Source organism: Kribbella sp. NPDC003505, from assembly GCF_040610875.1.
Taxonomy (GTDB): domain Bacteria; phylum Actinomycetota; class Actinomycetes; order Propionibacteriales; family Kribbellaceae; genus Kribbella.
The window spans coordinates 167,101-193,174 of the sequence record NZ_JBEXNA010000014.1 but is presented as its reverse complement, the minus strand read 5'-3'; the positions used below and the strand labels follow the sequence as shown (position 1 = coordinate 193,174).

The window sequence follows — 26,074 nt, the reverse complement described above, 5'->3', positions numbered from 1 at the left end:
GCACCGTGGGTGACAACGCCCTTGCTGTGGTGGAAGTTACGGGCCCCGATGTGACCGCAACTGTCGCCGACTGGTACGTTTCGGGTGCCAATGAGCGAGCATCAGGATCCGAAGCCATCACCCGGAGGGGGCGACGGCTGGCGGGTCCTGTCCTACTTGATCGGCGGTGTCCTCGTCTACGGGGGCATCGGGTTCGGGTTGGATCGCCTCTTCGGCACCCAGTTCCTGCTTCCGGTGGGCATCGTGCTCGGTGCCGGGCTCACCATCTTGATGTTGCACTTCCGGTACGGGTCGCGGTCCTGATCCTCACCGACCGCCATGCCCTGAGCCGCCCTGCCCTTTGCTACAAGGCGTCCGACTTGAGCACGACGCGAGAGGAGACCCGGTGACCGCCGGCGTTCCGACCGAGTTCATCGCACCCGGTCCACAGAGCTTCGAGACCCCGCCGATCATCGACGGCGTGGACTGGTTCACCAAGCCCGTCCTGGTCAGCGCGCTGACTGTCGTCGTCATCGTGTGGTTCTACTGGGGTGCGTCCCGCAAGTCCGCGGTCGTCCCGAGCAGGCTGCAGTTCGCCGGCGAGCTCGGGTACAACTTCGTGCGCAACTCGATCGCCCGCGACGCGATCGGCAGCCAGGAGTACATGAAGTACGTGCCGTACCTGTGCGGCCTCTTCTACTTCATCCTGCTGAACAACGTTGCGGCGACCGTCCCGCTGATCCAGTTCCCGACCTTCAGCCACATCGGCTGGGCTTACTCGGCCGCGATCATGAGCTGGGTCATCTACAACGCGGTCGGCATCCGCAAGCACGGCGCCTGGGGCTACTTCAAGCACCAGACGATGCCGGCCGGAGTGCCGGCCTGGCTGATGCCGCTGATGATCCCGATCGAGTTCATCTCGAACATCCTGGTCCGGCCGATCTCGCTGAGCCTGCGGCTGTTCGCGAACATGTTCGCCGGCCACATCCTGCTGCTGGTGTTCGTACTCGGCGCCGAGTACATGGTGTTCGAGTCCGGGAAGATCTTCCTGGCCGGCGTCGGCGTCATCACGTTCCTGATGGGCCTCGCGATCGGCGGCCTGGAACTGTTCGTCCAGTGCATCCAGGCCTACATCTTCGTGGTGCTGACCGCGCAGTACATCGGCAGCGCGATCGCCGACGACCACTGATCCTCACGAAGACGCAGTACCCCCACAGACCCGTAGTAACGGAAACCCGGATAGCCCCTATCCGTACCGAAAGGAAACACCTGAAATGGCTCTCGAGATTGCCGGCAACATCGCAGTCCTCGGCTACGGCCTCGCCGCGATCGGCCCGGGCGTGGGCGTCGGTCTGATCTTCGCTGCGGTCATCAACGGCACCGCGCGTCAGCCGGAGGCCCAGAGCAAGCTGCAGTCGATCGCGTGGATCGGCTTCGGCGTCACCGAGGTTCTGGCGATCATCGGTATCGCGCTCGCCTTCGTCTTCAAGGCCAGCTGACCCAAGTTTCCAGACTGACTGACAGGACTCAGACATGATGACGATGGTGCTACCTCTCACCGAGGCTGCCGGCGAGGACGTCAACCCGCTGCTTCCGCACACCGCCGAGATCATCTTCGCCTTCGTCTTCCTGGTCCTCTTGGCCATCGCCTTCGCCAAGGTCGTCGTACCGAAGTTCGAGAAGGCTTATGCCGATCGGACCGCGGCGATCGAAGGCGGGATGAACGAGGCCAAGGCGGCCCAGGCCGAGGCGAAGGCGGCTTTGGAGAAGTACAACGCGCAGCTGGCCGAGGCCCGGCAGGAGGCTGCGAAGATCCGCGAGGACGCCCGTGAGCAGGGTGCGGTGATCATCGCGGAGATGCGCGAGCAGGCGAACGCCGAGGCCGAGCGGATCGTCACGCACGCGCGCGCCCAGATCGACGCCGAGCGGGCGCAGGCGGTTGCCTCGCTGCGCAGCGAGGTGGGCACGATGGCGACCACGCTGGCCGGCCGGATCGTCGGTGAGTCGCTCGAGGACGAGGCCCGGCAGCGCCGGACCGTCGAGCGGTTCCTGGCCGAGCTGGAGTCCTCGGAGTCCGCCCGTCAGGCTGTCGGAACGGACAGCTGATGCGCGGCGCGTCGAACGACTCACTCGCCCGGGCCGAGCAGGCCCTGGCGAGTGCGGCCCCGGCCGAGGGCCTGGGCAGCGAGCTGTTCTCGATCGCCAAGCTGCTGGACGGCAACGGCGCGCTCCGGCGCGCCCTGACCGACCCGGCCCGGCCGGCCGAGACCAAGACCGGGCTCGTCGGGCAGTTGTTCGGCGGCAAGATCTCCGCCCAGGCGCTGGAGATCCTGTCCGCCGCGGTGTCCGGTCGCTGGGTCAGCGGTCGGGACCTGGGTGACGCCCTGGACCTGCTCAGCGTCGAGGCCGAGGTGGCCTACGCCGACACCCGGCGGAAGCTGGACGAGCTCGAGGACGAGCTGTTCCGCCTGGACCGGGTGGTCGCGGCCGAGCGCAGCCTGGCCGACAAGCTGGGCGACCGGGTGATCCCGGTCGAGCACCGCCAGGGACTGATCCGCGGACTGCTGCAGGGCAAGGCCGACGCCACCACGGTGCGGCTCGCCGAGCGGGCCGTGGACGGCCGCGGCCGCAGCTTCGCGGCGTCGATGCGGTCCTACCAGGTCGCCGCGGCGGCCCGGCGGAACGCGAGCATCGCGACCGTGCGGGTGGCCACCGACCTGACCGAGGCGGAGCGCACCCGGCTCGCGGCGGCGCTCGGACGGCAGTACGGCCGGGACATCCAGCTGAACGTCATCGTCGACCCGAACGTGGTCGGCGGCGTCCGGGTGGACATCGGCGACGAAGTGATCGACGGAACCATCGCGGCCAGGCTCGACGACGCGCAACGGCGCATCGCGGGCTGAACGCCCCTTAACGACATAAGCGGCGCTAAGGGTCGGGAAAGCCTTTAGAGCCACAACAGGCCAGCAAGGGTCAAGGAAGCAGGAAACACAATGGCTGAGCTCACGATCAGGCCGGAGGAGATCCGGGACGCCCTGGATCGGTTCGTCACCGAGTACCAACCGGCCGACACCACGGCCGAAGAGGTCGGCACCGTCGTCGACGCCGGTGACGGCATCGCGCACGTCGAGGGGCTGCCCTCGGCGATGACCAACGAGCTGCTCGAGTTCGAGAACGGCACCCAGGGCATCGCGCTGAACCTGGACGTCCGCGACATCGGTGTCGTCATCCTCGGTGAGTACGACGGTATCGAGGAAGGCCAGCAGGTCCGCCGGACCGGCCGGATCCTGTCGGTGCCGGTCGGCGAGGGCTACCTCGGCCGCGTGGTCGACCCGCTGGGCAAGCCGATCGACGGCCTCGGCGAGATCCAGGGCCTCGAGGGCGAGCGCGCGCTCGAGCTGCAGGCGGCCGGCGTGATGGACCGCCAGGAGGTCCGCGAGCCGCTGCAGACCGGTATCAAGGCCATCGACGGCATGATCCCGGTCGGCCGCGGCCAGCGCGAGCTGATCATCGGCGACCGCAAGACCGGTAAGACGGCGATCGCGGTCGACACGATCATCAACCAGAAGGCGAACTGGGAGTCCGGCGACCCGAAGAAGCAGGTCCGCTGCATCTACGTCGCGATCGGCCAGAAGGGCTCGACGATCGCTTCCGTGCGCGGTGCGCTCGAAGAGGCCGGCGCGATGGAGTACACCACCATCGTCGCGTCCCCGGCGTCCGACCCGGCCGGCTTCAAGTACGTCGCGCCGTACACCGGCTCGGCGATCGGCCAGCACTGGATGTACCAGGGCAAGCACGTCCTGATCGTGTTCGACGACCTGACCAAGCAGGCCGAGGCGTACCGCGCGATGTCGCTGCTGCTGCGCCGCCCGCCGGGCCGCGAGGCGTACCCGGGTGACGTCTTCTACCTGCACAGCCGCCTGCTCGAGCGTTGCGCGAAGCTGTCCGACGAGCTCGGCGCCGGCTCGATGACCGGTCTGCCGATCATCGAGACCAAGGCGAACGACGTCTCGGCGTTCATCCCGACCAACGTCATCTCGATCACCGACGGGCAGATCTTCCTGCAGTCCGACCTGTTCAACGCGAACATCCGGCCGGCCATCGACGTCGGTATCTCGGTGTCCCGGGTCGGCGGCGCCGCGCAGGTCAAGGGCATGAAGAACGTGTCCGGATCGCTGAAGATCGACCTGGCGCAGTTCCGCGCGATGGAGGCGTTCGCGATGTTCGCCTCCGACCTGGACGCCACCTCGCGCCGTCAGCTGGACCGCGGTCAGCGGCTCGTGCAGCTGCTCCGTCAGCCGCAGTACTCGCCGTACCCGGTCGAGGAGCAGATCGTCTCCATCTGGTCCGGTACGACGGGCAAGTTCGACGACGTGCCGGTCGGCGACGTGCTGCGCTTCGAGCGGGACTTCCTGGACTACCTGCGCCGGGAGAGCAAGGTGCTCGACGCGATCCGCGAGTCCGGGCTGTTCGGCGACGACGAGGCGCAGGCCGTCACGGATGCGCTGAAGGCGTTCAAGCCGACGTTCCAGACCTCCGAGGGCACGCTGCTCGGCAGCGAGGCCCCGGCCGAGGCGATGGACGAGGCGGACGTGGACCAGGAGCAGATCGTCAAGCAGAAGCGGGGCTGACCGATGCCGGCGAACCTGCGGGAGCTTCGCGACCGGAAGGCCTCGGTCACGACGATCAAGAAGCTCACCCGCGCGATGGAGCTGATCGCGGCGTCCCGGATCGTCAAGGCGCAGCAGCGCGCCGCGGCGGCCGGTCCGTACGCGCGTGAGCTCACCCGTGCCGTGTCGGCGGTGGCGACGTTCTCGAACGTCGACCACCCGCTGACCACCGAGAAGGAGAACCCGCGCCGCGCCGCCGTGCTGCTGATCACCTCCGACCGCGGTCAGGCCGGTGCCTACTCGTCCAACGTGATCCGCGAAGGCGAGCGGCTCCACCAGCTGCTGCGCGAGGAGGAGAAGGAGATCGTTCCTTACCTCAGCGGCCGCAAGGGCGTCGCGTACTACACCTTCCGCCAGCGTGAGGTCGCGCAGTCGTGGACCGGTGACTCCGACAACCCGAGCTACGAGCGGGCCCGGGAGATCGCCGACGCGCTGATCGAGGCCTTCCTGACCCCGACCGAGGAGGGCGGCGTGGACGAGATCCACATCGTCTTCACCCGGTTCGTGTCGATGCTCACCCAGCGCGCCGACGTCATCCGGCTGCTGCCGCTGGAGGTCGTCGAGGGCGAGGAGGCGCCGGCCCCGGACGACGTGCTGCCGCTGTACGAGTTCGAGCCCTCCGCCGAGGACGTGCTCGACGGGCTGCTGCCGAAGTACGTCGCCAGCCGGATCCACTGGTGCATGCTGCAGGCGGCCGCCTCCGAGCTGGCCAACCGGCAGCGTGCGATGAAGTCCGCGACGGACAACGCGCAGGACCTGATCGAGAGCCTGACCCGGGACCTGAACCAGGCCCGCCAGGCGCAAATTACCCAGGAAATCAGCGAGATCGTCGGTGGCGCCAGCGCGCTGGCCGACGCGACCGCCGGGAGCGAGTGAGAGAGATGACTGCCACGGTTACCGAGAAGAACAACGAGGCCGGCGCCGCGGGCGTCGGTCGCGTCGCCCGGGTGATCGGCCCGGTCGTCGACGTCGAGTTCGCGGCGGACGCGATGCCCGACATCTACAACGCGCTCGAGGTGGACATCACCCTCGGCGACGCCACCCAGACGATCACCCTCGAGGTCGCGCTGCACGTCGGCGACAACATCGTCCGGGCGATCTCGATGAAGCCGACCGACGGCCTGATCCGCGGCGCCGAGGTGCGCGACACCGGCGCGGCGATCTCCGTCCCGGTCGGTGACGTCACCAAGGGCCGGGTCTGGTCCGTGACCGGCAAGTGCCTGAACCAGGACGAGTCCGAGTTCGAGATCGCCGAGCGCTGGCCGATCCACCGCAAGGCGCCGGCCTTCGACCAGCTCGAGTCGAAGACCGAGATGCTGGAGACCGGCATCAAGGTGCTCGACCTGCTCACGCCGTACGTGCAGGGTGGAAAGATCGGCCTGTTCGGCGGTGCGGGTGTCGGCAAGACCGTTCTGATCCAGGAGATGATCTACCGGATCGCCCACAACTTCGGTGGTACGTCGGTGTTCGCCGGCGTGGGTGAGCGGACCCGTGAGGGCAACGACCTCATCAACGAGATGGAAGAGGCCGGCGTCTTCAAGGACACCGCGCTGGTGTTCGGCCAGATGGACGAGCCGCCGGGCACCCGCCTGCGGGTCGCGCTGTCGGCGCTGACGATGGCGGAGTACTTCCGCGACGTCAAGCAGCAGGACGTGCTGCTGTTCATCGACAACATCTTCCGGTTCACGCAGGCCGGTTCCGAGGTCTCCACGCTGCTCGGCCGGATGCCGAGCGCCGTCGGTTACCAGCCGAACCTGGCCGACGAGATGGGCGTGCTGCAGGAGCGGATCACGTCGACCCGCGGTCACTCGATCACCTCGATGCAGGCGATCTACGTGCCCGCCGACGACTACACCGACCCGGCGCCGGCCACCACGTTCGCGCACCTGGACGCGACCACCGAGCTCTCGCGTGACATCGCGTCGCGTGGTCTGTACCCGGCCGTCGACCCGCTGACCTCGACGTCGCGGATCCTCGACCCGCAGTACATCGGCCAGGAGCACTACGACGTGGCCGTCCGGGTGAAGCAGATCCTGCAGAAGAACAAGGAACTGCAGGACATCATCGCCATCCTCGGTGTCGACGAGCTCTCCGAAGAGGACAAGATCACCGTCGCGCGGGCGCGCCGGATCGAGCAGTTCCTCTCGCAGAACACCTACATGGCGGAGAAGTTCACCAACATCCCGGGCTCCACCGTGCCGCTGAAGGACACCATCGAGTCCTTCAAGAAGATCACCGAAGGCGAGTGCGACCACATCGCCGAGCAGGCGTTCTTCAACGTCGGCTCGCTCGAGGACGTCGAGCGCAAGTGGGCCGAGCTGCAGAAGGAAAACTGAGATGGCCCCGTCTGACGATTCTGCCAAGCACCTCGAGGTCGCGCTGGTCGCGGCCGAGCGGACCGTGTGGCAGGGCCAGGCCAAGATCGTGATCGCCCGAACCACGGACGGTGACGTCGGCATCCTGCCCGGCCACGCGCCACTGCTGGGCCTGCTGCAGGGCGGCACCGTCCAGGTGCGGACCGTCGACGACGAGTACTTCGTCGCGGCCGCGCCGGACGGGTTCATCTCGGTGGCGAACGACCGGGTCTCGATCCTGGCCGAGAACGCCGAGATGGGTCACGACATCGACCTGGAGGAGGCTCGGCGCGAGCTCGAGCAGGCGCTGGCGGCCGGTCTGGCCGACGCCGACGCCGACGAGGTGCGACTCGCCGAGGCCAGGGTTCGGGCCGCCGAGCAGACGTCCTGATCCGACCTGCCATAATCAAATATCGCGTCACACCAGTACGGTTCTCCGGGGTGCCCGGGGTCGGGCACCGGAAATGAGGTCGGCAAGGTATGAGGGTAGTCCTCGATGTCGTCGGGGTCTGTCTGCTTGCCGCCGTGCTGTTCATCGTGCTGGTCGCGTTCCGCCGTCGCTGGTTGTCCAGGGACGGCGGAACTTTTGATTGCAGCCTGCAACTCGCGGAGAAGGAGCACGGCCGCGGCTGGGCCCTCGGATTGGCCCGCTACGTCGGCGACGACCTGCAGTGGTTCCGGGTCTTCAGCCTTGCCTGGTGGCCGAAGCTCGTCGTCAACCGGCGCCAGCTCGAAGGTGTCACCACCCGCCGCCCGATGGGCAACGAGCCGCTGGTCACCTACGCCGGCCACGTCATCGTCGACGCCGAGCTCCGCGACCGCACCGTCCACTTCGCCATGACCGAGGAAGCTCTCACCGGTGTCCTGGCCTGGATGGAGTCCGCGCCACCGAGCACGCAGACCTATCTGTGAAGGGCCTGCAGCAGCATCGGCAGTGAGGCGTGCAGCTCGCGCTGCCAGTAGGCCCACGCGTGAGTGCCCGGTCCGTAGAAGTTGGTCGTCAGGTGTTTCGCACCGAGCCGTTCGAGCTCGGCGGCCAGAGCGTGGTTCTGGCGGTTGAAGTCCGCCTCCAGCGCGTCGGTCTTCCCGGGCGGGTCGAGCGGCCCGGCTGTGCCGTCGCCGCAGGACAGGTAGACCGGTAGCGACTTGAGCCGGTGCGCCAGGTAGTACGGATCGTGCGCCTCCCAGATCCCGCGTTGGGCGACCGGGTCTCCCCAGACTCGGAGCGGGTCGTTGCCCTGGCCTGCGAAGAACCAATTGATCCGGTTGATCGATTCGTCGTTGAGCAGCGGATGGGCCGAACCGGAGTACGCCGCGGCCGCGCGAAACATGCCGGGGTGGCGGGCGGCGTACAGGAGTGCGCCCTGGCCGCCCATCGACAGACCGGCGACGACGCGGTTCGAGCTCGCGCCCCAACCGTGCTCCAGCAGGTGCGCCAGCTCGACGGTATGGAACGTCTCCCACGCGGGGTCGCCGCCGGCGCCGTAGTTCCACCAGTCGCTGTACCAGCCGTTCCAGCCGGCCTCGGGCATCACGACGAGGATCTTGCGCAGGCTCGGGATCTTGGCGATGTCGGTGCCGGACCAGGACGTGTAGTCCCCGCAGCAGCCGTGCAGGAGCCAGAACGTCGGCCAGTGCTGACGGCTGTCGGCGGGATTCCAGCCGTCCGGTGTCAGCAGCCGGACGTTGACGGTCCGGCCGCCCAGCGCCTGGGACCGCACGGTCAGGTCGGTCAGCCGGTCTGCGACCTGCTTGACCGCGACGACTTCCGCGCCGCGTGCTGCGGTCCGGACGGTCGCGGTTTCGACGGCGGGCGGTGGCGCGGCCTGCGCGGGGGCGAGCGGGGAGAGTCCGAGGAACAGGGCGGTGGCGAGCAGCGTGACGCGCACGGGCAACCTCCGGGGCGGGACTTGAAAGTCAAGACCACGCGAGGTGGTTACTCAAGGGCGGGACCGAAATTCGCTGGGTGACCGGCGGTCATTGTGCCACGATCGCGCCCATGAAGAGTTTCTTCTTCCGACGGGGCTGACTCCCGTCGGTCCGTTGTGTGGCGTTCCGCCCTTGGCCGGCGACGCGGGAGTAGCCGGTCGGTTGCTCCCGGGGTCTTGCCGGGAGATTCTTCATGCGTTCTGTGCTGGTGCGAGTTGTCGGTGGTCTGGAGTGGTTGGCGGCCGAGGAGGTCGCCGCAGCGGGGCACCGGGTGGTCGAGGTGACGAAGCGGCAGCTGATCGTCGAGCCGTCGTCCGGCATTGTGGAGCAGCCGCCGCGGGTGGCTGACGACTTGTTCGAGGTGTACGGCGCGGCACCGGATCCGGGACGCGCACGGGCCGGCCTGGCCGAGGCTGTGCGTGCGGCGGTGAAGTCGGCGCCGATCGATCGCCGGGCGTTCGCGGTGTCGGCGTCGTTCGTGGGCCCGCGGAACTTCAACCGGTACGACGCCGAGGATCTGGTGGGGGAGCGGCTCGAGCGCTTGACGGCCGGTCGGTACCACTCCCGCCGATCCGGCGTCGCGCCGCCGGACGAGCGCGCCGAGTGGCGTGTGGTGCTGGACGGCAAGACGATGCGTGTGGCCCGGCGCCCGTACGCCGTACCGCTGCACAGGCGGCCGTGGCGGGAGCACACGGTGCTCGGCAGCCTGCACCCGCCCGTGGGCGCAGCGATGGCCCGGCTGGCGGGGCTCACGTCCGGGCACCACGTCCTTGATCCGTTCTGCGGGGCCGGGACGTTGCTGCTCGAGGCGCAGCGGCTCGAACCGCGGGCGACGTACCACGGCGTGGACAAGAACCCTGCGGCCATCGCAGCAGCCCGGGCGAACACCACTCAGCTCCAGGCCACCCGGACGCCCTCGATCACCTGGCGGCGGGGAAACGCTCGCGAACTCACGGCGGCTGCCGACCGCATCATCACCAACCCGCCGTGGGACCACCGCCTGACCATCGGCGACCTCACGCCGTACCTCCGGCGATGGCAGCGAACTCTCGCCCCTGACGGCCTACTGGTCGCGGTCCTCCATCCGCACCAGGTGGCCCAACTCGACCGGCACTGGACGATCCGGGCCCAACATCCCATCAGCCTCGCCGGTCAGCACCCACAGATTGTTGTCGCCGAGTGTCGGATTCGCCGTGTCTCGTTCGTTGCAGGGGTATGAAGCTTCTTCTGACGTCCTCCGGCATCAAGAACGCGACCATCCACGACGCGCTCGTCGGGCTCCTGGGCAAGCCGATCGCCGAGGCCACGGCCCTCTTCGTCCCGACCGCGCTCTACCCGTTCCCCGGTGGGCCCGAGATGGCCTGGCGTGCGATCACGGGCAGTTCTCCGTCGCCGCTGTGCGGACTGGGCTGGAAGTCGCTCGGCGTCCTGGAGCTGACGGCACTGCCGAGCATCGACGAGGCGGCCTGGGCGCCGGCGGTCCGCGAGGCCGACGCGATCCTGGTCGGTGGCGGCGACCCGCTGTTCCTCGCGAGCTGGTTGTGGCGCTCCGGCCTCGCCGAGCTGCTGAAGACGAACGAGGCGGTGTACGTCGGGGTGAGCGCCGGGAGCATCGCCGCCACCACCACGTTCGTCGAGACCTACCCCGAGCCGCCGCGCGGAGCCGACCAGCCACTGAAGTCGGAGAAGTTCGTCTTCCGCACCCCGCAGGGCGACCTCGACCGGATCCTGGTCACCGCCCGGGGCGCCGGACTCGTCGACTTCGGGGTGATCCCGCACCTGGAGCATCCGCACCACCTGGACGCGTCGTTGGCGAACGCGGAGCAGTGGGCGGCGCGGATTCCCGCGCCGACGTACGCCATCGACGACGACAGCGCCGTCCGGGTGGTCGACGGCACCGTCGACGTCGTGTCGGAGGGCGCCTGGAAGCTGTTCACCTCGTAGCCGTCGAGAGCCGTTGACAGGCCGGGCCCGGCGCTCATAGGTTCCTGCTCATACGTAAGAGCACCATCGTAGTTGAGTGCTCATACGTATGACGAAACTCATCCGCTGATCGCAGGAGACCTGATGAAGGCGCCCAGACAGTCCGACGTCGCCCGGCTGGCCGGGGTGTCGCAGTCCGCGGTGTCACGGGTGATCAGCGGGGACGTCGACCGGATCCCGGCGCAGACCCGGGACCGGATCCAGGACGCGGTGCGGGAACTCGGGTACGTCCCGAACGCCGCCGCGCGGAACCTGCGGAACAAACGCAACCGGCTGCTCGGCGTCCATACCTTCGAGGCCGTGTTCCCGCATGCCCGTGAGGATTTCTACTTCGAGTTCCTGCTCGGGATCGAGGAGCGGGCCGAGGAGCTCGGCTACGACCTCGTGCTGTTCACCTCGACCGGGGCGAGTGACGGCCGGCGCCGGATCTACCGCGACGGCACCAACCGGCTGAACCTCGCCGACGGCGCCGTCCTGCTCGGCGCCGCGACCGATCGAGACGAACTGGCCCGGCTGTGGCGGGACGGCTACCTGTTCGTGCACATCGGCCGCCGCGAGGTGCCGGGTGCGGCGATCCCGTGCATCGTGCCGGACTACGTGTCCGCGGCGGGCCGGATCGTGGCGTCGCTGGCCGAGCGCGGGCATCGCCATCTCGCCTATCTGCGCTCGGACAACGAGCAGGAGGCGTACGCCGATCGTCGTGCGGGCTATCGCGCCGCCGTCGAGCGTCTCGGTCTGGACGACCGCTCGCCCGGGTTCCGCGGCGAGCCCGGGGTGACCGACGAGTGGCTCGACGAGCTGGCGGCGGGGCCCGAGACCGCGGTCGTCGCCGAGACCATCGGCCAGGCCGAGGACCTGCGGCGCCGGCTGGCCGAACGCGGGCTGAGCATTCCGGCGGACGTGTCGGTGGCGGTGCTGGAGGGGTCCGGCGACGAGCCCGGTCATCGCTGGGACTGCCTGGTGGTTCCGCGCAAGGAGATCGGCCGGATCGCGATCGACGCGCTGGTCGCGCGGGTCGAGAGCCCGGACGCGCAACCCGCAAGTCGACTGGTGGCCTGTGACCTGGTGGCCGGCGAAACCGTCGCCGACCCGCCGACCGACACAAGTACGAGGGAGTGAACCGGTGGAACTCGAAACCGAGGTGCTGGTGGTCGGCGGCGGACTCGGCGGGGTCGCCGCCGCGCTCACCGCGGTCCGGCTGGGCCGTCGCGTCGTCCTGACCGAGCCGACCGACTGGCTGGGTGGTCAGCTGACCAGCCAACTCGTGCCACCGGACGAGCACCCGTGGATCGAGCAGTACGCCGCGAGCGGGTATGCCGAACTCCACCGCCGGATCCGGGACTACTACCGCCGCAACTACCCGCTGACACCCGAGGCCGCCGCGGATCCGCTGCTCGACCCCGGGCTCGGCGTCGTCAGCCGCTTCTGCCACGAACCCCGCGTCGCCGCGGCCGTGCTGGAGGAGATGCTCGCGCCGTGGCGTGCCTCGGACCGTCTGCGGTTGTTCCTGGAGCACGAGCCGATCGCGGCCGCCACGACCGGCGACGAGATCGAGGCGGTGACGCTGCGGGACCGGCGCACCGGCGACGAGCTGACGGTGTCCGCGGCGTACGTCGTGGACGCGACCGAGCTCGGCGACCTGCTGGAGCTGGCGAACGTCGAGCACGTGATCGGTGCGGAAGGTCGCGACCAGACCGGCGAGCCGCACGCGCCCGACGTCGCGGATCCTCTTGACCAGCAGGCGTTCTCCTGGTGCTTCGCGCTGGAGCACCGGCCGGGGGAGGACCACACGATCGATCGCCCGGCCGGGTACGCGCACTGGCGGGACACGGTCGCGCCGTTCTGGCCGGGACCGCAGCTGTCCTGGACCGACGTCGTCCCGGTCACGCTGGAGCAGCGGGAATGGAAGCTCCTCGACGCGAACCCGGAGCACCGGGCGCCGTTCTCACTCTGGCGCTACCGGCAGATCCTTGCCAGTAGCAACTTTGTCGACAAGGCGATCCCGGACGTCACGGTGGTGAACTGGCCGCAGCTCGACTACTGGGAGCAGCCGCTGCTCGGCGGGCCCGATCCGGCGCAGGCCCTGACCGCGAGCAAGGACCTGTCGCTGTCCTTCCTGTACTGGATGCAGACCGAGGGCGGCTACCCCGGACTGCGCTTGCGCCCCGATGTCTCCGGTACGGCGGACGGTCTGGCCAAGACGCCGTACATCCGGGAGGCACGCCGGATCCAGGCCGAGTTCACGGTGCTGGAGCAGCATGTCGGCGTCGAGGCGCGGCCGGCCGGGGCGGGCAGTGAGCTGTTCGCGGACACGGTCGGGCTCGGCCGGTACCGGATCGACTTGCATCCGAGTACGGCGGGCCGCAGCTACGTCGACATCGAGGCGTACCCGTTCCAGATCCCGCTCGGCGCGCTGATCCCGGTCCGCGTCACGAATCTGCTCCCGGCGAACAAGAACATCGGGACCACCCATGTCACCAACGGGTGTTACCGCCTCCACCCGGTCGAATGGAGCATCGGCGAGGCGGTCGGCGCTCTGGTCGGTTTCTGCCTGGCCGAAGGCCTCTCACCACGTAAGGTCCGCAACGACCCCACCCAGCTGGCCGACTTCCAGCGACTCCTCACCGACAAGCTGGGCACCCGGATCGCCTGGCCGGAAACGGTCCGGACCTATCGCGACTGAGAGTCGTTGACCGAAACTGGGTACGGACAAGCACATGATTGACATCACGCACGGCTACGAGGTTGTTGTCGCCCACTGAACCTTGGAGGACCTCGTGAACCGACCAGTTCGCGTCATCGCGGCGCTGATCGCGGCCGCGCTCGTGGTCCCGGTGGTTCCGGCCGTGGCGTCCCGCGACGTCAAGCTGGAGATCCTGTCCGGCCGCCCGGACATGGTGACCGGCGGCGACGCGCTCGTCCATGTCGCGCTCCCGGACGCGGACGAGCCGGTGCGGGTGACGCTGAACGGCGCGGACGTGTCGTCGGCGTTCACCCCCGACGGCACCGGCGTCACGGGACTGGTCAGCGGCCTGCGGCCCGGGCCGAACGTTCTCCGCGCCGAGACCGACGGGCAGCGGACGACGCTGGACATGCAGAACCACCCGCGGCAAGGGCCGGTGTTCTCGGGACCGCACGAGCAGCCGTTCCTGTGTGAGACCGCGAAGTTCACCGTCCCGGTGATCGGCGGCACCCTGGGCGCCCCGCTGGACGCGGACTGCACGGTTGCGCCGCGCGTCGACTACTTCTACCGGACCACCGCGGGCCGGTTCGCGACGTGGCCGGCCGGGGCCACGACGTACCCGGCCGATCTCGCGAAGACGGACTCCGGTGACCCGTTCATCGTGCGGATGGAGACCGGCAGCGCGAACCGGGCCGTGGTCCAGACGAGCATGCTGCACGACCCGCTGCGGGAGGCCGCGCCGACGCCGACGCGGCGGTCGTCGAGCTGGAACGGGCGGGCGATCTTCACCCTCGGCGGCGGCTGCGCCGGCGGGTGGTATCGGTCCGGCTCGACGACCGGCGGCGTCACCGACGCGTTCCTGCTGGGTCGCGGGTACGCGTTGCTGTCGTCGTCGCTGAACGTCTTCGGCCAGAACTGCAACGACCTGACCGCGGCCGAGTCCGCGATGACGACGAAGGAGCTGTTCGTCGAGCACTACGGCCGGCCGGACTTCACGATCGGCTTCGGGTGCTCGGGCGGTTCGTACCAGGCACACCAGATCACCGACAACTACCCGGGCATCTTCGACGGGATCGTCGTCGGCTGCTCGTTCCCGGAGGTCGGGTTCGGCACGGTCTCGTTCATCAGCGACTCGTGGCTGCTGGACTCGTACTTCACCACGTCGGATCTCACCTGGACGCAGGAACAGAAGCGTAAGGTCGCGGGCTTCCAGACGTACGCGACGCTGCCGAGCATGGCGGTGAGCGCGAACCGGATCGACCCGCGGAGCAACTGCTCCCACCTGCCCGCCGAGCAGCGCTACGACCCGGTGACGAACCCGCAGGCCGCGCGCTGCGACGTCTTCGACCACACGATCAACGCGTACGGGGCGGACCCGGCGAGCGGGTTCGCCCGGCGACCGCTCGACAACGTCGGCGTGCAGTACGGGCTGAAGGTGCTGAAGTCCGGGGTGATCACGCCCGCGCAGTTCCTCGACCTGAACGAGCACGTCGGCGGCTTCGACGCGGACGCGAACCTGGTGCCGTCCCGGACCGCGGCCGATCCGCAGGCGGTGCGCGCGGCGTACCGGACCGGGCGGCTGACGAACGGCGGCGGCGGGCTGAAGGACGTGCCGATCATCGACTACCGGGCGTACTACGACACCCAGTCGTACGGCGACATCCACGTCCGGTACCACACGTTCTCGATGCGCGCCCGGCTGCAGAAGGCAAACGGTACGGCGGCCAACCAGGTCAGCCTGCTCGAGGATGCGACGTACGGGTTGTTCAGCACCGCGAGCCCGATGCTGCAGCACGCCGTCGACGAGATGGACCGCTGGCTGACCCAGTTGACGGCCGATACCACCGCGCGGCCGCGGATCGACAAGATCGTCGCGGCGCGGCCGTCCGGGCTGGTCGAAGGCTGCCGGGTTCCGTCGTCGACGGAGTTCGTCGCGCAGCCGCTGAACCGGGACCCGGCGTCGCGCTGCGAGAAGCTGTTCCCGTCGGCGTCGTTCCCGCGGGAGGTGGCCGGGGCCGGCGTCGCGGCCGACGTGATCAAGTGCCAGCTGCGGGCGCCCATCCGGTCGGAGTACCCCGGGTTCACTGACGCGCAGTGGAGAAAGCTCCGGGCGCTCTTCCCCGACGGGGTCTGTGACTGGTCGAAGCCGGGGATCGGTCAGCAGCCGTTGGCGGGGACGTGGATCAGCTTCCCAAGCTGAACCTGAAGGTGTGCTTGCGCGGCTGGAGGTCGTGCGGCGGCAGGATCGGCGCGCCGCTGGTCGGACTGCCGAGACCGTGCTGCAGGGCGTCCAGCGTGATCCAGACCTGGTCGCCCGGGTGCAGGTCCGCTGGGTGCTCGGCCGCGGCCAGCTCGGCCGTCGTCCAGCGGCGGACCGTCAGCGCGACGTGCGGGTCGCCGGTCAGGCGGAGCTTGCCGGCCGCGCCGGAGAGCTCGGCCCAGCGGACGTCGCCGCGGGCGCCGTTCTCCTGCGGATACAGGTACGGCACCTGGAGGTCGTCGATCGTGCTGGTGTAGCGGCCGATCCGCGCGGCTGACCGCGAATCCGGGTACGCCTGCCCCGGACCCAACCCGAACCAGGTCATCGTGTGCAGGCGGCCCGGCAGCCCGAAGGTGACACCCAGCCGCGCCCACGGCACGGTCCACTCACCCAACGGCTCGACCTCGACCTCGGCCATCAGCCGCTCACCGTCGCTGCGCCACCTGTACGTCGTCAGCACCCGCGCGTCCGTGGCGGCCGCACCGACCATCGTGGTGACGACCAGCTCGTCGCCGGTCCGCTCCACGGCGACGGTCCGGTAGCGCAGCCGGTCCAGTCCGGCGTCGACCCAGCGGGTCTTCCGGTCCAGCGTCGTCGCATCCCACGTCCGCGCGTCGTGCTGAGTAGGCGCCCGCCACAACTCCAGTGGCACGTGCTCCACATCCCACCCCTGCAGCCTCACCAGCCGCCCGGTGACAGGATGGAAAACCCCCGGCCCGACCTCCACCTCACCACCGACCGCCGCGGCGGTGGTCGACAAGGCGCCGGCGGAGGCGGTGTGTGCTCGGGCGATGCCCATCGGGCCAACGGCGGCTACCTCCGGTTGCGCCAACCTGCCGATGCTCGTCCCTGGCGTGAGCGAGGCTTGGGTGAAGGTCAGTTCGTGGCCGGCCCCGGCCCAGGCGCAGTCCTGCGTGAGGACGGCGCGGACCGTCAGCCAGCGCTCCCGGTCCTGGGGCGGGAGGGCGGGGAGCTTGATCGTGGCCGATTCGCCGGACGCGATGACCGGGATGTCCAGCGTGCCGCTTTGCACCACGACACCTTCGTCAGTCAGGTCCCAGTGGAAACAGAGGTGGGAGGTGTCGAGTACGTCGTACCTGTTGGTGACGGTGAGCACCTCGTCGGCAATTGTCAGGCGGACCGGCTCGTAGACCTTGTGGACCTCGGCGAGGACCGGCTGCGGCGTCAGATCGGGGAAGACGAGACCGTCGAGCACATACGTCCCGTCGTGGAGCTCCTCGCCGAAGTCGCCGCCGTAACCGTACGACCCGTCGGCACGCAGGATGCCGTGCTCCATCCACTCCCACAGGAACCCGCCCTGGCACCGTTCGTAGGAGTCGAAGAGCTCCTCGTACTCCGGCAACCCGCCGGGACCGTTGCCGCCGGCATGCGAATACTCGCAGAGCACGAACGGCATCGCCCGCCGCCGCGCGTCCAGCACCGGATCGTCCAACGGCTTCTCGGCGCGCTTCCCGATCGCCTCGACCTCGGCGTGCGACGCGTACATCCGGCTGTACACGTCCACGTCGGCGCACGTCAGGTCACCCTCGTAGTGCACCGGTCGGGACGGATCCCGCTCGCGCGTCCACGCTGCCATCGCCGAGAGGTTCGACCCGACCCCGGCCTCGTTCCCGAGCGACCACATCACCACGCACGGATGGTTCTTGTCCCGCTCGACCGTCCGGCGCATCCGGTCCAGCGACGCGTCCAGGAACCGCGGATCGTCGGCCGGGTTGCCGCGCCAGTCGATCAGCATGAACCCGTGCGACTCGTAGTCGCACTCGTCCATCACCCAGAACCCGAGCTCGTCGCACAACTCCAGCAGCCGCGTGTCGGGCGGGTAGTGACTCGTCCGGATCGCGTTGATGTTGTGCCGCTTCATCACCAGCAGCTCTTCGCGCAGCCGCTCGAGCGGTACGGCGCGACCGAACACGGGATCGTGCTCGTGCCGATTCACGCCGTGGAACACGATCCGCCGCCCGTTCACGCGCAGGACGCCGTCGACGATCTCCACCGTCCGGAACCCGATCCGCAGCGCGATCCGCTCGCCGGGCAGCTCCACGACCGCGTCGTACAACCGCGGCGCCTCGGCCGACCACGGCTCGGCGCCCGGGATCGCCACCGTCCTCCCGGTCGGCACCTCGACGTCCAGCTCCGGGATCCGCACGATCGCACCCGGCGCCGACTCGACCCGCAGTACGCCGGAGCCGTCCACGTAGTCGGCGTGCACGAACACGTCCGCGTCCACCGGCCGTGAGATCAGCGTGACATCACGGAAGATGCCGGGCAGCCACCACATGTCCTGGTCCTCGAGGTACGACCCCGAGGACCACTGGTGCACCCGCACCGCCAGCACGTTCCGCCCCGGTCGCAGCAGGTCGCCGACCGCGAACTCGGCCGGCAGCCGCGACCCGCGCGTCACCCCGAGCTCGACCCCGTTCAGCCAGACCCGCGCACACGAGTCCACTCCGTCGAACCGCAGTACGGTCGGACCGCTCCACGACGACGGCAGCTCGAACGCCAAGCGATGGTCCCCGGTCGGGTTCTCGTCGGGCACGTACGGCGGGTCGACCGGGAACGGGTACTTCTGGTTCGTGTACGCCGGACTGCCATGACCGTGCATGGGCCACGACGACGGCACCGGCAACCAGTCCCAGTCGGAGTCGTCGAAGTCCGGCGCTTCGAAACCGGCCGGAGGCACCGACGGCGTCCAGCGGAACCGCCACCGCCCGTTCAGGCTCAACCGCGGCGCATCCGAGCGTACGGCGGCGCGCGGAGGCAGCACGCCGTACCCGGGGCCGGGATCCTCCCAGTAGTTCATGCGTCCTCCCGGATCCATACCGTCATCGATCCGACCGTCCGGTTCGCCCAGGCGTAGTAGGGGATCGCGGTCAGCGTGCCGTCACGAGCCGGTACGTCGATGGTGGTCACGCCGCCGAGCAGGTCAGGTCGCTCCCGCTCGACCAGCTCGCCCGCGACGACGGCGGTGTGATCGAGGACGACGTCCGCGTCCTGCTGCTCGAAGCAGTACACCAACGGGCCGCGTTCGATCGCGACGCAGCCGCGGACCGCGTCGATCCGCTCGTCCGGCACCGTCCGGCGCGCCGCGACCGGCAACTCCAGCACGACCTCGTCGCCCACGGACCACACCCGCCGCAGCGGTCCTTCGTGCCCGTTCACCGTCAGCCGTCGGCTGTCCGCCCACGCCGGGATCCGCAGCCCGAGCGTCCAGGGTGTGTCCGGAGTCGCGGTGATCCGCACCCGGACGGTCCCGTGCCACGGATACTCGGTCTCGATCTCGAAGCCGATCTCGCCCGCGCTCACCGAGGCCGGCGCGTAGAGGTGCACCTGCACCCCGTCGTCGTCCGCGGTCGCGACCAGCTGGTCGAGCGCGGACAGCGTGCGCATCACGTTCGGCGGGCAGCACGCCGTTCCGAACCACGGCTGCCGGCCACCGACCGCGGAGCGCTGATCGTCGGCGAAGGCGTTGTGCCGGACCTTCAACGTGTTCACGTAGAAGAACCGGTCACCGTCGAGCGACACCCCGGAGATCACCGCGTTGTAGAGCGTCCGCTCGATCAGGTCGGCGTACTTGCTCTCGCCGGTCGCGAGCAACAGCCGCCAGCTCCACTGCACACTCGCGATCGCCGCACACGTCTCGCAGTACGCCGCATCTGGCGGCAGCTCGAACGGATCGCCGAACGCCTCGCCGTACCAGCGCGAACCGAGCCCGCCGGTCAGGTACGTCTGGCTCTCGACCATCGTCGCCCACATCGTCTGCAACGTTGCGAGGAGTTCGTCGTCGGCGGTCTCCACCGCGACGTCGGTCGCGCCCGAGGCCAGGTACAGCGCCCGGACCGCGTGCCCGGCGATCGTCCGGGTCCCGCGCACCGGCAGGTGATCCTGGAAGTACGCCGGGCCGTGGTGACCCGGGGGAGTGAGCATCCCGTGGCCGCGAGCCTCGACGAAGTACGACGCGAGCTCGAGGTACGTCGCCGTACCGGTCTCGCGATACAGGTCGACGAGGGCCATTTCGATCAGGGGATGACCGTCGACGCCTTCCAACCGGCCAGGACCGAATGTCTTGCACAGATGATCGGCGAACCGGCAAGCGACGTCGAGCAAGGTGCGATCCCCAGTCGCCCGCACCTGGGCCACCGCTGCCTGCAGCAGATGTCCCGCGCAGTACAGCTCGTGCCCCTTCTCCAGGTCGCCGTACCGCTGACCGTTCAGGACCAGATGAGTGTGGGTGTTGAGATAGCCGTCGGGTTCCTGCGCGGCGGCGACCAAGGCACTGATGCCGACCTGCCAGGCGGCGAACTCGGCTGAGGGCTCACGGTCCTGTTCCCAGGCAACGGCTTCCAGCCATTTGTAGACATCAGTGTCGGCGAACAACTTGCCGGCGAAGGCCACCTCGGCGCCGGCGTCGGCGTCGGCGTCCTGCCCGGCCGTCCGGCGGAAGTTGCGGAGCGTTCCGGCCTCCTCGAGCCGCTGTGCGGCGGCCGGGATGGTCGTGTCGCGGTTCGTGCGTTGCCGTTCCAACCAGAAGCCGCCGCTGATCCTGGTGCTGCCGTGGGGGAGTGGGCGCAAAGGCATGGAGGCTAGGTAACCACTGGCGCGGACGATCCGGCAAGAGGTCGTGCAAACGATTGCGGTCGAGAGAATCTCTGCCTGCAAACGATTGCAACTTTCCGGCGTCACGCTCTTGACACGCCTTCGTAACCTCCGTGACCATGAGGGCCGTCGTTCCATTCGGAGTTGACTAGATATTCAGACTGCGCGACTCAGCAGCCGCCCCCTGCCGAAAGCGAGGCATGGACGATGACAGAAACTCTCCCAGGCGAACCCCCGGCGCCAGGCTGGTCCCGGCGTGGATTCGTCGGGACCACCGCGGCCGCCATCGGTGTCGCGTCGCTCGGCATAACGCCGACGGCGACGGCCGCGGCGACCGCGAAGACCGCCGCCGGCGCGGCGAACGAGGACCGGCTGCCGGCCTTCCCGGGTGCCGAGGGCGCCGGGATGTGGGCCACGGGCGGCCGCGGTGGCTCCGTGTACGAGGTGACCACGCTGGCCGATTCCGGACCCGGTTCCTTCCGGGACGCGGTCTCCGGCTCGAACCGGACGATCGTGTTCCGGGTCTCCGGCACGATCCAGCTGCAGTCGGGCCTGAAGATCGCCGGGAGCAACCTGACGATCGCCGGACAGACCGCACCCGGCGGCGGGATCTGCGTGGCGGGCTACGGCACCAACATCAGCGGCGGCGCGCACGACATCGTGATGCGCTACCTGCGGTTCCGGCTCGGCGACGAGAACGCCGTCGCCGACGACGCCTTCAACACCAACGTGCCCGGCTCGGTGAGCCCGCAGATCCGCAACCTGATCATCGACCACTGCTCGTTCAGCTGGGCGGTCGACGAGTGCCTGTCGCCGTACGGGAACTTCGACGTCACCGTCCAGTGGTGCATCGTCTCCGAGGGTCTGGCGCTGTCGGCGCACCCGAAGAACCGGCACGGGTACGGCGGTATCTGGGGCGGCGAGCGGAACACGTACCACCACAACCTGGTCGCCCACCAGGGCGGACGGCAGCCGCGCTTCGGCTACACCGAGGGCATCAACCTCGAGGTCGACCACTACAACAACGTGATCTACGACCACGGGTACACCTCGGTGTACGGCGGTGAGTGGGCCAACGGCATCAACATCATGAACAACTTCTACAAGCCGGGCCCGACCACGCTCGACGAGGTCGCGCCGGTCGTGGTGAGCGCGAACCGCGGCGGCCAGTGGTACGTCGCCGGCAACCAGGTCGACGGCCACCCGGACGTCACCGCGCACAACCGGCGCGGCATCCGGTACCCGATCGGCGGCATCGTCGAGCTGGCCGAACCGCAGCCGATCCCCGGCCGCGGCGAGCTCCAGACGGCCGGCAAGGCGTACGAGGCGGTGCTCGCCGGAGCCGGTGCGATCCTCCCGAAGCGCGACGCCGCCGACGCCCGGATCGTCGACGAGGTCCGCACCGGCACCGGGCGGCTGATCAACTCGCAGAAGCAGGTCGGCGGCTACCCGGACCTGGCCCAGACCGAGGCGCCGATCGACTCCGACCACGACGGAATCCCGGACTGGTGGGAGGAGGCGAACGGGCTCGACCCGAACGACCCGTCGGACGCGCAGAAGATCGCGCCGAACGGCTACACCTATCTGGAGAACTACCTCAACTCGCTGGTCCCGGACGCGGTCGGCAACCCGGCCGTGCGGATCACCGCCCCGGTGCAGAACCAGACGTTCGCCGGCCGGACGGCGCCGACCGTGACGATCAAGGCCGACGCTTCCGCCGCGAAGGGCGGGCAGCTGGCCAAGGTCGAGTTCTTCGCCGGCGACCAGGTGATCGGCGCCGTGACGAGCGCGCCGTACCAGGTGCAGTGGAAGAACGTTGCCGACGGCTCCTACTGGGTCACGGCGCGGGCCACCGACCGCAACGGTACGGCGACCCAGTCGACCGCCGTCCAGGTGCACGTCAACAAGCAGGTGGGTACGGCGGGCTGGACGTCGGCCTCGGTCGGGAAGCCACCGGTGCCGGGATCCGGGAGCCTGGACGGCGGGGTCCTGACCATCAAGGGCTCCGGCCGGATCTACGGGCGGAGCAGCAACTTCCACTACGTGTACCGCAAGCTTCAGGTCGGCGGTGCCGGCGCGGTCTCGCAGATCACCGCGCGGCTGGACAAGATCAGCAAGATCGCCAACGGGCTGACCGCGGGGCTGATGATCCGCGACTCGCTCGACCCGGCGGCGCCGTTCATGTACGGCGGGATCGGCTTCGGCGTCGCGGGCGGGTACGGCACGGTCAACGACAACGCGAGTGCCGCGCCGACGGCCACCGACGACGGCGGCATGAAGGCGCAGGCGATCCGGATCCAGACCCACGGCTCGGTGCCCAGCGTCGGCCCGTGGCCGTGGGACGGCAGCTACCTGGATCCCACGAAGGTGTACTGGCTGCGGCTGCTCCGGCGCGAGCGCCCGCAGTTCCGGGACGTCGAGTTCGAGGCGTTCATCTCCACGGATCAGGTCAAGTGGGACCGCTTCGGCTACGAGAAGCTCGTGATGCCGAACCGCTCCTTGTACATCGGGTTCGCCATCGACGGCGGCCTTCTGGACGACAACGGTCTCGTCGACTACGGGACCGCGCAGTTCAGCAACATCACGCTCGAGCAGCAGTGAGGTCATGACGATGACAAGAGGGTCTGAGAGCAAGATCGATCGACGCAGGCTGCTGCAGGGCGGTCTCGGCCTGCTGGCCGTCGCCACCGTCCCGGGCTGCGGCTTCTTCGACACCAAGCCGGCCGGTGCCGGCGCGCAAGCCGCCGCGGTCGGCGAGAAGGAATCGCCGATGCTGAAAGCGCTGGTGGACAAGGGCTCGCTGCCGCCGCTGGCGGATCGGCTCCCGAAGAATCCGCCGGTGATCAAGCCCCTCGACGGCAAGGCGATGTACGGCGGCACCTGGCGCTCGGCGATGCTGACCCAGGAGGACACCCAGTGGCTGTGGTACGCGATGCGCTACGAGCCGCTGCTGCGCTGGAAGCCCGACAAGGTCGGGAAGCCCGGCTACGACGAGATCGAGGCGAACACCTGCGAGTTCACGGTCGATGCCGAGAGCAAGGTCTACACCTTCACCCTGCGTGAGGGCATGAAGTGGTCCGACGGCAAGCCGTGTACGGCGGACGACCTGATCTTCACGATCCTCGAGGTGCAGTGCGACGAGGGTCTGCACCCGGACGGTCTGTACGACGCGTTCACGTCGCCGGACACCGGGAAGATCGCGAAGGTCGAGAAGGTCGACGAGCGCACGATCAAGATGACCTACAGCTCGCCGCAGCCTTCGCTGCTGGTGCAGATCGCCGACGGCATCTTCGAGCGCGAAGGCGCCTACGGGATGCTGCTGCCGAAGCACTACTTCCAGCAGTTCCACCTGAAGTACAACAAGTCCGCGAACGCGCTGGCGAAGAAGGCCGGTGTCGGCAGCTGGACCGACCTGTTCGCGCAGAAGCAGAACCCGTGGACCAACCCGGAGCAGCCGACGCTGGCGCCGTGGAAGGTGACCACCGCGCTTGGCAAGGGCTCCGCGGTCACACTGACCCGGAACCCGTACTACTGGAAGGTCGACGACCAGGGCCGGCAGCTGCCGTACATCGACAACTGCCGCGTCGAGGTCGTCCAGGACGCCCAGGTCGAGCTGCTCAAGGTGATGAACGGCGAGTTCGGCATGCAGTACCGGAACTTCGGGACGCCGCAGAACAAGCCGGTCGTCGCGCAGAACCGGGAGAAGGGCGGCTACAAGATCTTCGAGGTGCCGACCCAGCTCACCAACACGATGGTGCTCGGCCTGAACATGACCCACAAGGACCCGGTCAAGCGGGCCCTGTTCTCCAACAAGGAGTTCCGGGCCGGCCTGTCGCACGCGATCAACCGCAAGGAGGTCATCGACGCCGTCTACGCCGGTCAGGGCGAGCCCTGGCAGGGCGCGCCGCCGAAGGACTCGCCGTACTACAACGAGCAGCTGGCCACGCAGTTCCTGGAGTTCGACGCCGCCAAGGCGAACCAGCACCTGGACGCGGCCGGGCTGACCAAGAAGTCGGCGGACGGCAAGCGGCTCGGTGCGGACGGCAAGCCGGTGTCGGTCGCCGTGCTGGTCAGCGAGTCGTTCCCGGACCACGTCGAGGCGATCGAGTTCGTCAAGAAGCGCTGGGCCGCGGTCGGGATCGAGCTGCGCACGCAGGCGGTCAGTGAAGACCTCTACAAGGAGCGGGTCAAGGCCAACGACCACGACGCCGGCACCTGGACCTGCGGCACGTTCGTGCTGCCCACCGGGACCGGCGGCGACCACTACTGGGTGCCGACCAACGACGGCAGCGCGCGGTACGGCATCGGCTGGGCGCAGTGGTACCAGTCGAAGGGCGAGGAGGGCGTGCAGCCGCCGGCCGAGATCAAGAGGCAGATGGAGCTGTTCACCCAGGCACGGCAGGAGCCGGACCCGGCGAAGACGCTCGACCTGGGCAAGCAGATCCTGCAGATCGCGGCCGACCAGTTCTACTACATCGGCATCAGCTCGGTCCCGAACACGTACGGCGTGGTGAAGAACGACTTCCACAACGTGCCGGCCACGATGAGCGAATCGGTCGCCCCGGGCATCGTCCACCCCGAGCAGTTCGCGATCGGCCAGTAATGCTGCGCTTCGTGGCCCGGCGGCTGGTCTGGATGGGCATCACGCTGGCGGCGATCTCGTTCGTCACCTTCGTGGTCATCAAGCTGCCGCCGGGCGACTACACCACCACGGTGATCGCGAACGCGGAGGCCCGTGGCCAGGACATCCCGGACTCGCAGATCGCCGAGCTGAAGCGGCACTACGGGCTCGACAAGCCGTTCATCGTGCAGTACCTCACCTGGATCAAGGGCGTCGTACTGCACGGTGACCTCGGCCAGTCGTTCGCCTGGAACCAGTCAGTGGCCAGCCTGATCGGCAACCGGGTGCTGCTGTCGATGGTGCTGTCGATCGCCAGCCTGTTGTTCGTCTGGGCGATCGCGTTCCCGATCGGCATCTACAGCGCCCTGCGGCAGTACTCCGGCGGGGACTACCTGGCCTCGTTCCTCGGCTTCATCGGGATGGCCGTCCCGGAGTTCATGCTCGCGCTGGTGATGATGTACATCGGGTTCCGGTACTTCGGCCAGAGCGTCGGCGGACTGTTCTCACCGGAGTACGCCGACGCGGCCTGGAACCTCGGCAAGCTGCTCGACCTGTTGTCCCACTTGTGGATCCCGATCGTGGTGGTCGGGGTCGCCGGGACGGCGGGCCTGATCCGGATCACCCGGGCCAACCTGCTCGACGAGTTGCACAAGCCGTACGTCGCGACCGCCCGGGCGAAGGGCCTGCCGGAGTGGAAGTTGCTGCTCAAGTACCCGGTCCGGATGTCGCTCAGCCCGTTCTTCAGCACGGTCGGCTGGCTGCTGCCCGGCCTGATCAGCGGCGAGACGATCGTGTCGGTCGTGATGAGCCTGCCGACCAGCGGCCCGCTGCTGCTCGGGGCGGTGAAGAGCCAGGACATGTACCTGGTCGGCAGCTTCGTGCTGATCCTCAGCACGCTGACGGTGATCGGCACGATGCTCAGCGACCTCGCACTGGCCTGGTGGGATCCGCGGATCCGCACCCGGTTCCAGAAGGGATAGA

Annotated in this window: 21 protein-coding genes; 18 read left to right on the top strand and 3 right to left on the bottom strand. The window is 68.9% G+C overall.

All coding sequences use genetic code 11. The features are described 5' to 3' along the window. The first annotated feature begins 90 nt into the window (after nucleotides 1-90). The 10 genes from ABZX12_RS36825 (at nucleotide 91) to ABZX12_RS36780 (ending at nucleotide 7,915) form a co-directional block, all read left to right on the top strand. Complete coding sequence (locus ABZX12_RS36825; RefSeq protein ID WP_355485660.1) at nucleotides 91-303, top strand: hypothetical protein; 213 nt, start codon at nucleotides 91-93, stop codon at nucleotides 301-303. A gap of 82 nt (nucleotides 304-385) precedes the next feature. Beyond that, a complete protein-coding gene (atpB, locus tag ABZX12_RS36820) occupies nucleotides 386-1,168 on the top strand; it encodes a F0F1 ATP synthase subunit A (protein WP_355700081.1) in 783 nt (260 codons plus the stop codon). 85 nt (nucleotides 1,169-1,253) lie between these two features. Continuing rightward, complete coding sequence (gene atpE / locus ABZX12_RS36815) at nucleotides 1,254-1,478, top strand: ATP synthase F0 subunit C (RefSeq protein ID WP_130448646.1); 225 nt, start codon at nucleotides 1,254-1,256, stop codon at nucleotides 1,476-1,478. A 34-nt stretch (nucleotides 1,479-1,512) separates the two neighbouring features. Beyond that, a complete protein-coding gene (locus ABZX12_RS36810; protein WP_355700080.1) occupies nucleotides 1,513-2,085 on the top strand; it encodes a F0F1 ATP synthase subunit B in 573 nt (190 codons plus the stop codon). Continuing rightward, a complete protein-coding gene (locus ABZX12_RS36805; protein ID WP_355700079.1) occupies nucleotides 2,085-2,882 on the top strand; it encodes a F0F1 ATP synthase subunit delta in 798 nt (265 codons plus the stop codon). Before ABZX12_RS36810 ends, ABZX12_RS36805 begins: the two co-directional genes overlap by 1 nt. Nucleotides 2,883-2,972: 90 nt before the next feature. Next, nucleotides 2,973-4,610: a F0F1 ATP synthase subunit alpha gene (gene atpA, locus ABZX12_RS36800; protein WP_355700078.1), complete on the top strand. Its 1,638-nt coding sequence runs from the start codon at nucleotides 2,973-2,975 to the stop codon at nucleotides 4,608-4,610. 3 nt (nucleotides 4,611-4,613) lie between these two features. Continuing rightward, nucleotides 4,614-5,525 (top strand): F0F1 ATP synthase subunit gamma, encoded by a 912-nt coding sequence (locus ABZX12_RS36795; protein ID WP_355700077.1) that lies wholly within the window; start codon nucleotides 4,614-4,616, stop codon nucleotides 5,523-5,525. A 5-nt stretch (nucleotides 5,526-5,530) separates the two neighbouring features. Beyond that, nucleotides 5,531-6,985: a F0F1 ATP synthase subunit beta gene (gene atpD / locus ABZX12_RS36790; protein ID WP_355700076.1), complete on the top strand. Its 1,455-nt coding sequence runs from the start codon at nucleotides 5,531-5,533 to the stop codon at nucleotides 6,983-6,985. A gap of 1 nt (nucleotide 6,986) precedes the next feature. After that, complete coding sequence (locus ABZX12_RS36785; protein ID WP_355700075.1) at nucleotides 6,987-7,394, top strand: F0F1 ATP synthase subunit epsilon; 408 nt, start codon at nucleotides 6,987-6,989, stop codon at nucleotides 7,392-7,394. An 89-nt stretch (nucleotides 7,395-7,483) separates the two neighbouring features. Then, nucleotides 7,484-7,915 (top strand): DUF2550 domain-containing protein, encoded by a 432-nt coding sequence (locus tag ABZX12_RS36780; RefSeq protein ID WP_355700074.1) that lies wholly within the window; start codon nucleotides 7,484-7,486, stop codon nucleotides 7,913-7,915. On the opposite strand, the gene ABZX12_RS36775 is transcribed toward ABZX12_RS36780, so the two are convergent. Beyond that, the gene (locus ABZX12_RS36775) at nucleotides 7,906-8,892 is read right to left on the bottom strand and encodes an alpha/beta hydrolase family protein (protein ID WP_355700073.1); all 987 of its coding nucleotides are present in this window, start codon (nucleotides 8,890-8,892) and stop codon (nucleotides 7,906-7,908) included. The genes ABZX12_RS36780 and ABZX12_RS36775 overlap by 10 nt on opposite strands. 233 nt (nucleotides 8,893-9,125) lie before the next feature. Here ABZX12_RS36775 and ABZX12_RS36770 point away from each other — a divergent pair, with 233 nt between their 5' ends. The 5 genes from ABZX12_RS36770 to ABZX12_RS36750 all read left to right on the top strand — a co-directional run bounded on the left by ABZX12_RS36770 (nucleotide 9,126) and on the right by ABZX12_RS36750 (nucleotide 15,798). After that, complete coding sequence (locus ABZX12_RS36770; RefSeq protein WP_355700072.1) at nucleotides 9,126-10,151, top strand: methyltransferase domain-containing protein; 1,026 nt, start codon at nucleotides 9,126-9,128, stop codon at nucleotides 10,149-10,151. Continuing rightward, nucleotides 10,148-10,876 (top strand): Type 1 glutamine amidotransferase-like domain-containing protein, encoded by a 729-nt coding sequence (locus ABZX12_RS36765; RefSeq protein ID WP_355700071.1) that lies wholly within the window; start codon nucleotides 10,148-10,150, stop codon nucleotides 10,874-10,876. The genes ABZX12_RS36770 and ABZX12_RS36765 overlap by 4 nt, the downstream gene beginning before the upstream one ends. Before the next feature lie 123 nt (nucleotides 10,877-10,999). Continuing rightward, the gene (locus tag ABZX12_RS36760; RefSeq protein WP_355700070.1) at nucleotides 11,000-12,034 is read left to right on the top strand and encodes a LacI family DNA-binding transcriptional regulator; all 1,035 of its coding nucleotides are present in this window, start codon (nucleotides 11,000-11,002) and stop codon (nucleotides 12,032-12,034) included. Nucleotides 12,035-12,038: 4 nt separating this feature from the next. Beyond that, entirely contained in the window at nucleotides 12,039-13,598 is a 1,560-nt protein-coding gene (locus tag ABZX12_RS36755; RefSeq protein ID WP_355700069.1) for an FAD-dependent oxidoreductase, read from the top strand. Between the two features lie 94 nt (nucleotides 13,599-13,692). Continuing rightward, nucleotides 13,693-15,798 carry a DUF6351 family protein gene (locus ABZX12_RS36750; protein ID WP_355700068.1) on the top strand — a complete coding sequence of 702 codons (2,106 nt, stop codon included), beginning with the start codon at nucleotides 13,693-13,695 and terminating at the stop codon, nucleotides 15,796-15,798. On the opposite strand, the gene ABZX12_RS36745 is transcribed toward ABZX12_RS36750, so the two are convergent. Then, nucleotides 15,782-18,679 (bottom strand): glycoside hydrolase family 2 TIM barrel-domain containing protein, encoded by a 2,898-nt coding sequence (locus ABZX12_RS36745; protein WP_355700067.1) that lies wholly within the window; start codon nucleotides 18,677-18,679, stop codon nucleotides 15,782-15,784. The genes ABZX12_RS36750 and ABZX12_RS36745 overlap by 17 nt on opposite strands. After that, entirely contained in the window at nucleotides 18,676-20,454 is a 1,779-nt protein-coding gene (locus tag ABZX12_RS36740; protein WP_355700066.1) for a beta-L-arabinofuranosidase domain-containing protein, read from the bottom strand. Before ABZX12_RS36740 ends, ABZX12_RS36745 begins: the two co-directional genes overlap by 4 nt. Nucleotides 20,455-20,679: 225 nt before the next feature. On the opposite strand from ABZX12_RS36740, the gene ABZX12_RS36735 reads away from it, so the two are divergent. Genes ABZX12_RS36735 through ABZX12_RS36725 form a run of 3 tightly spaced genes read left to right on the top strand, consistent with a single transcriptional unit; the run spans nucleotide 20,680 to nucleotide 26,073 of the window. Continuing rightward, nucleotides 20,680-23,073, top strand: a complete 2,394-nt coding sequence (locus tag ABZX12_RS36735) for an Ig-like domain-containing protein (RefSeq protein WP_355700065.1) — start codon at nucleotides 20,680-20,682, stop codon at nucleotides 23,071-23,073. Nucleotides 23,074-23,083: 10 nt separating this feature from the next. Further along, nucleotides 23,084-25,075: an ABC transporter substrate-binding protein gene (locus tag ABZX12_RS36730; RefSeq protein ID WP_355700064.1), complete on the top strand. Its 1,992-nt coding sequence runs from the start codon at nucleotides 23,084-23,086 to the stop codon at nucleotides 25,073-25,075. Further along, nucleotides 25,075-26,073: an ABC transporter permease gene (locus tag ABZX12_RS36725; RefSeq protein WP_355700063.1), complete on the top strand. Its 999-nt coding sequence runs from the start codon at nucleotides 25,075-25,077 to the stop codon at nucleotides 26,071-26,073. Before ABZX12_RS36730 ends, ABZX12_RS36725 begins: the two co-directional genes overlap by 1 nt. Nucleotide 26,074 lies beyond the last annotated feature (1 nt).

Excerpts from the sequence above, each read along its gene's own strand:
- ABZX12_RS36810 (WP_355700080.1), top strand. The coding sequence starts at position 1,513 with ATGATGACGATGGTGCTACCTCTCACCGAGGCTGCCGGCGAGGACGTC.
- ABZX12_RS36725 (WP_355700063.1), top strand. The coding sequence starts at position 25,075 with ATGCTGCGCTTCGTGGCCCGGCGGCTGGTCTGGATGGGCATCACGCTG.
- ABZX12_RS36785 (WP_355700075.1), top strand. The coding sequence starts at position 6,987 with ATGGCCCCGTCTGACGATTCTGCCAAGCACCTCGAGGTCGCGCTGGTC.
- ABZX12_RS36795 (WP_355700077.1), top strand. The coding sequence starts at position 4,614 with ATGCCGGCGAACCTGCGGGAGCTTCGCGACCGGAAGGCCTCGGTCACG.
- atpE (WP_130448646.1), top strand. The coding sequence starts at position 1,254 with ATGGCTCTCGAGATTGCCGGCAACATCGCAGTCCTCGGCTACGGCCTC.
- ABZX12_RS36730 (WP_355700064.1), top strand. The coding sequence starts at position 23,084 with ATGACAAGAGGGTCTGAGAGCAAGATCGATCGACGCAGGCTGCTGCAG.
- ABZX12_RS36760 (WP_355700070.1), top strand. The coding sequence starts at position 11,000 with ATGAAGGCGCCCAGACAGTCCGACGTCGCCCGGCTGGCCGGGGTGTCG.
- ABZX12_RS36765 (WP_355700071.1), top strand. The coding sequence starts at position 10,148 with ATGAAGCTTCTTCTGACGTCCTCCGGCATCAAGAACGCGACCATCCAC.
- ABZX12_RS36740 (WP_355700066.1), bottom strand. The coding sequence starts at position 20,454 with ATGCCTTTGCGCCCACTCCCCCACGGCAGCACCAGGATCAGCGGCGGC.
- atpA (WP_355700078.1), top strand. The coding sequence starts at position 2,973 with ATGGCTGAGCTCACGATCAGGCCGGAGGAGATCCGGGACGCCCTGGAT.
- ABZX12_RS36735 (WP_355700065.1), top strand. The coding sequence starts at position 20,680 with ATGACAGAAACTCTCCCAGGCGAACCCCCGGCGCCAGGCTGGTCCCGG.
- ABZX12_RS36770 (WP_355700072.1), top strand. The coding sequence starts at position 9,126 with ATGCGTTCTGTGCTGGTGCGAGTTGTCGGTGGTCTGGAGTGGTTGGCG.
- ABZX12_RS36805 (WP_355700079.1), top strand. The coding sequence starts at position 2,085 with ATGCGCGGCGCGTCGAACGACTCACTCGCCCGGGCCGAGCAGGCCCTG.
- ABZX12_RS36780 (WP_355700074.1), top strand. The coding sequence starts at position 7,484 with ATGAGGGTAGTCCTCGATGTCGTCGGGGTCTGTCTGCTTGCCGCCGTG.
- ABZX12_RS36745 (WP_355700067.1), bottom strand. The coding sequence starts at position 18,679 with ATGAACTACTGGGAGGATCCCGGCCCCGGGTACGGCGTGCTGCCTCCG.
- atpD (WP_355700076.1), top strand. The coding sequence starts at position 5,531 with ATGACTGCCACGGTTACCGAGAAGAACAACGAGGCCGGCGCCGCGGGC.
- ABZX12_RS36825 (WP_355485660.1), top strand. The coding sequence starts at position 91 with ATGAGCGAGCATCAGGATCCGAAGCCATCACCCGGAGGGGGCGACGGC.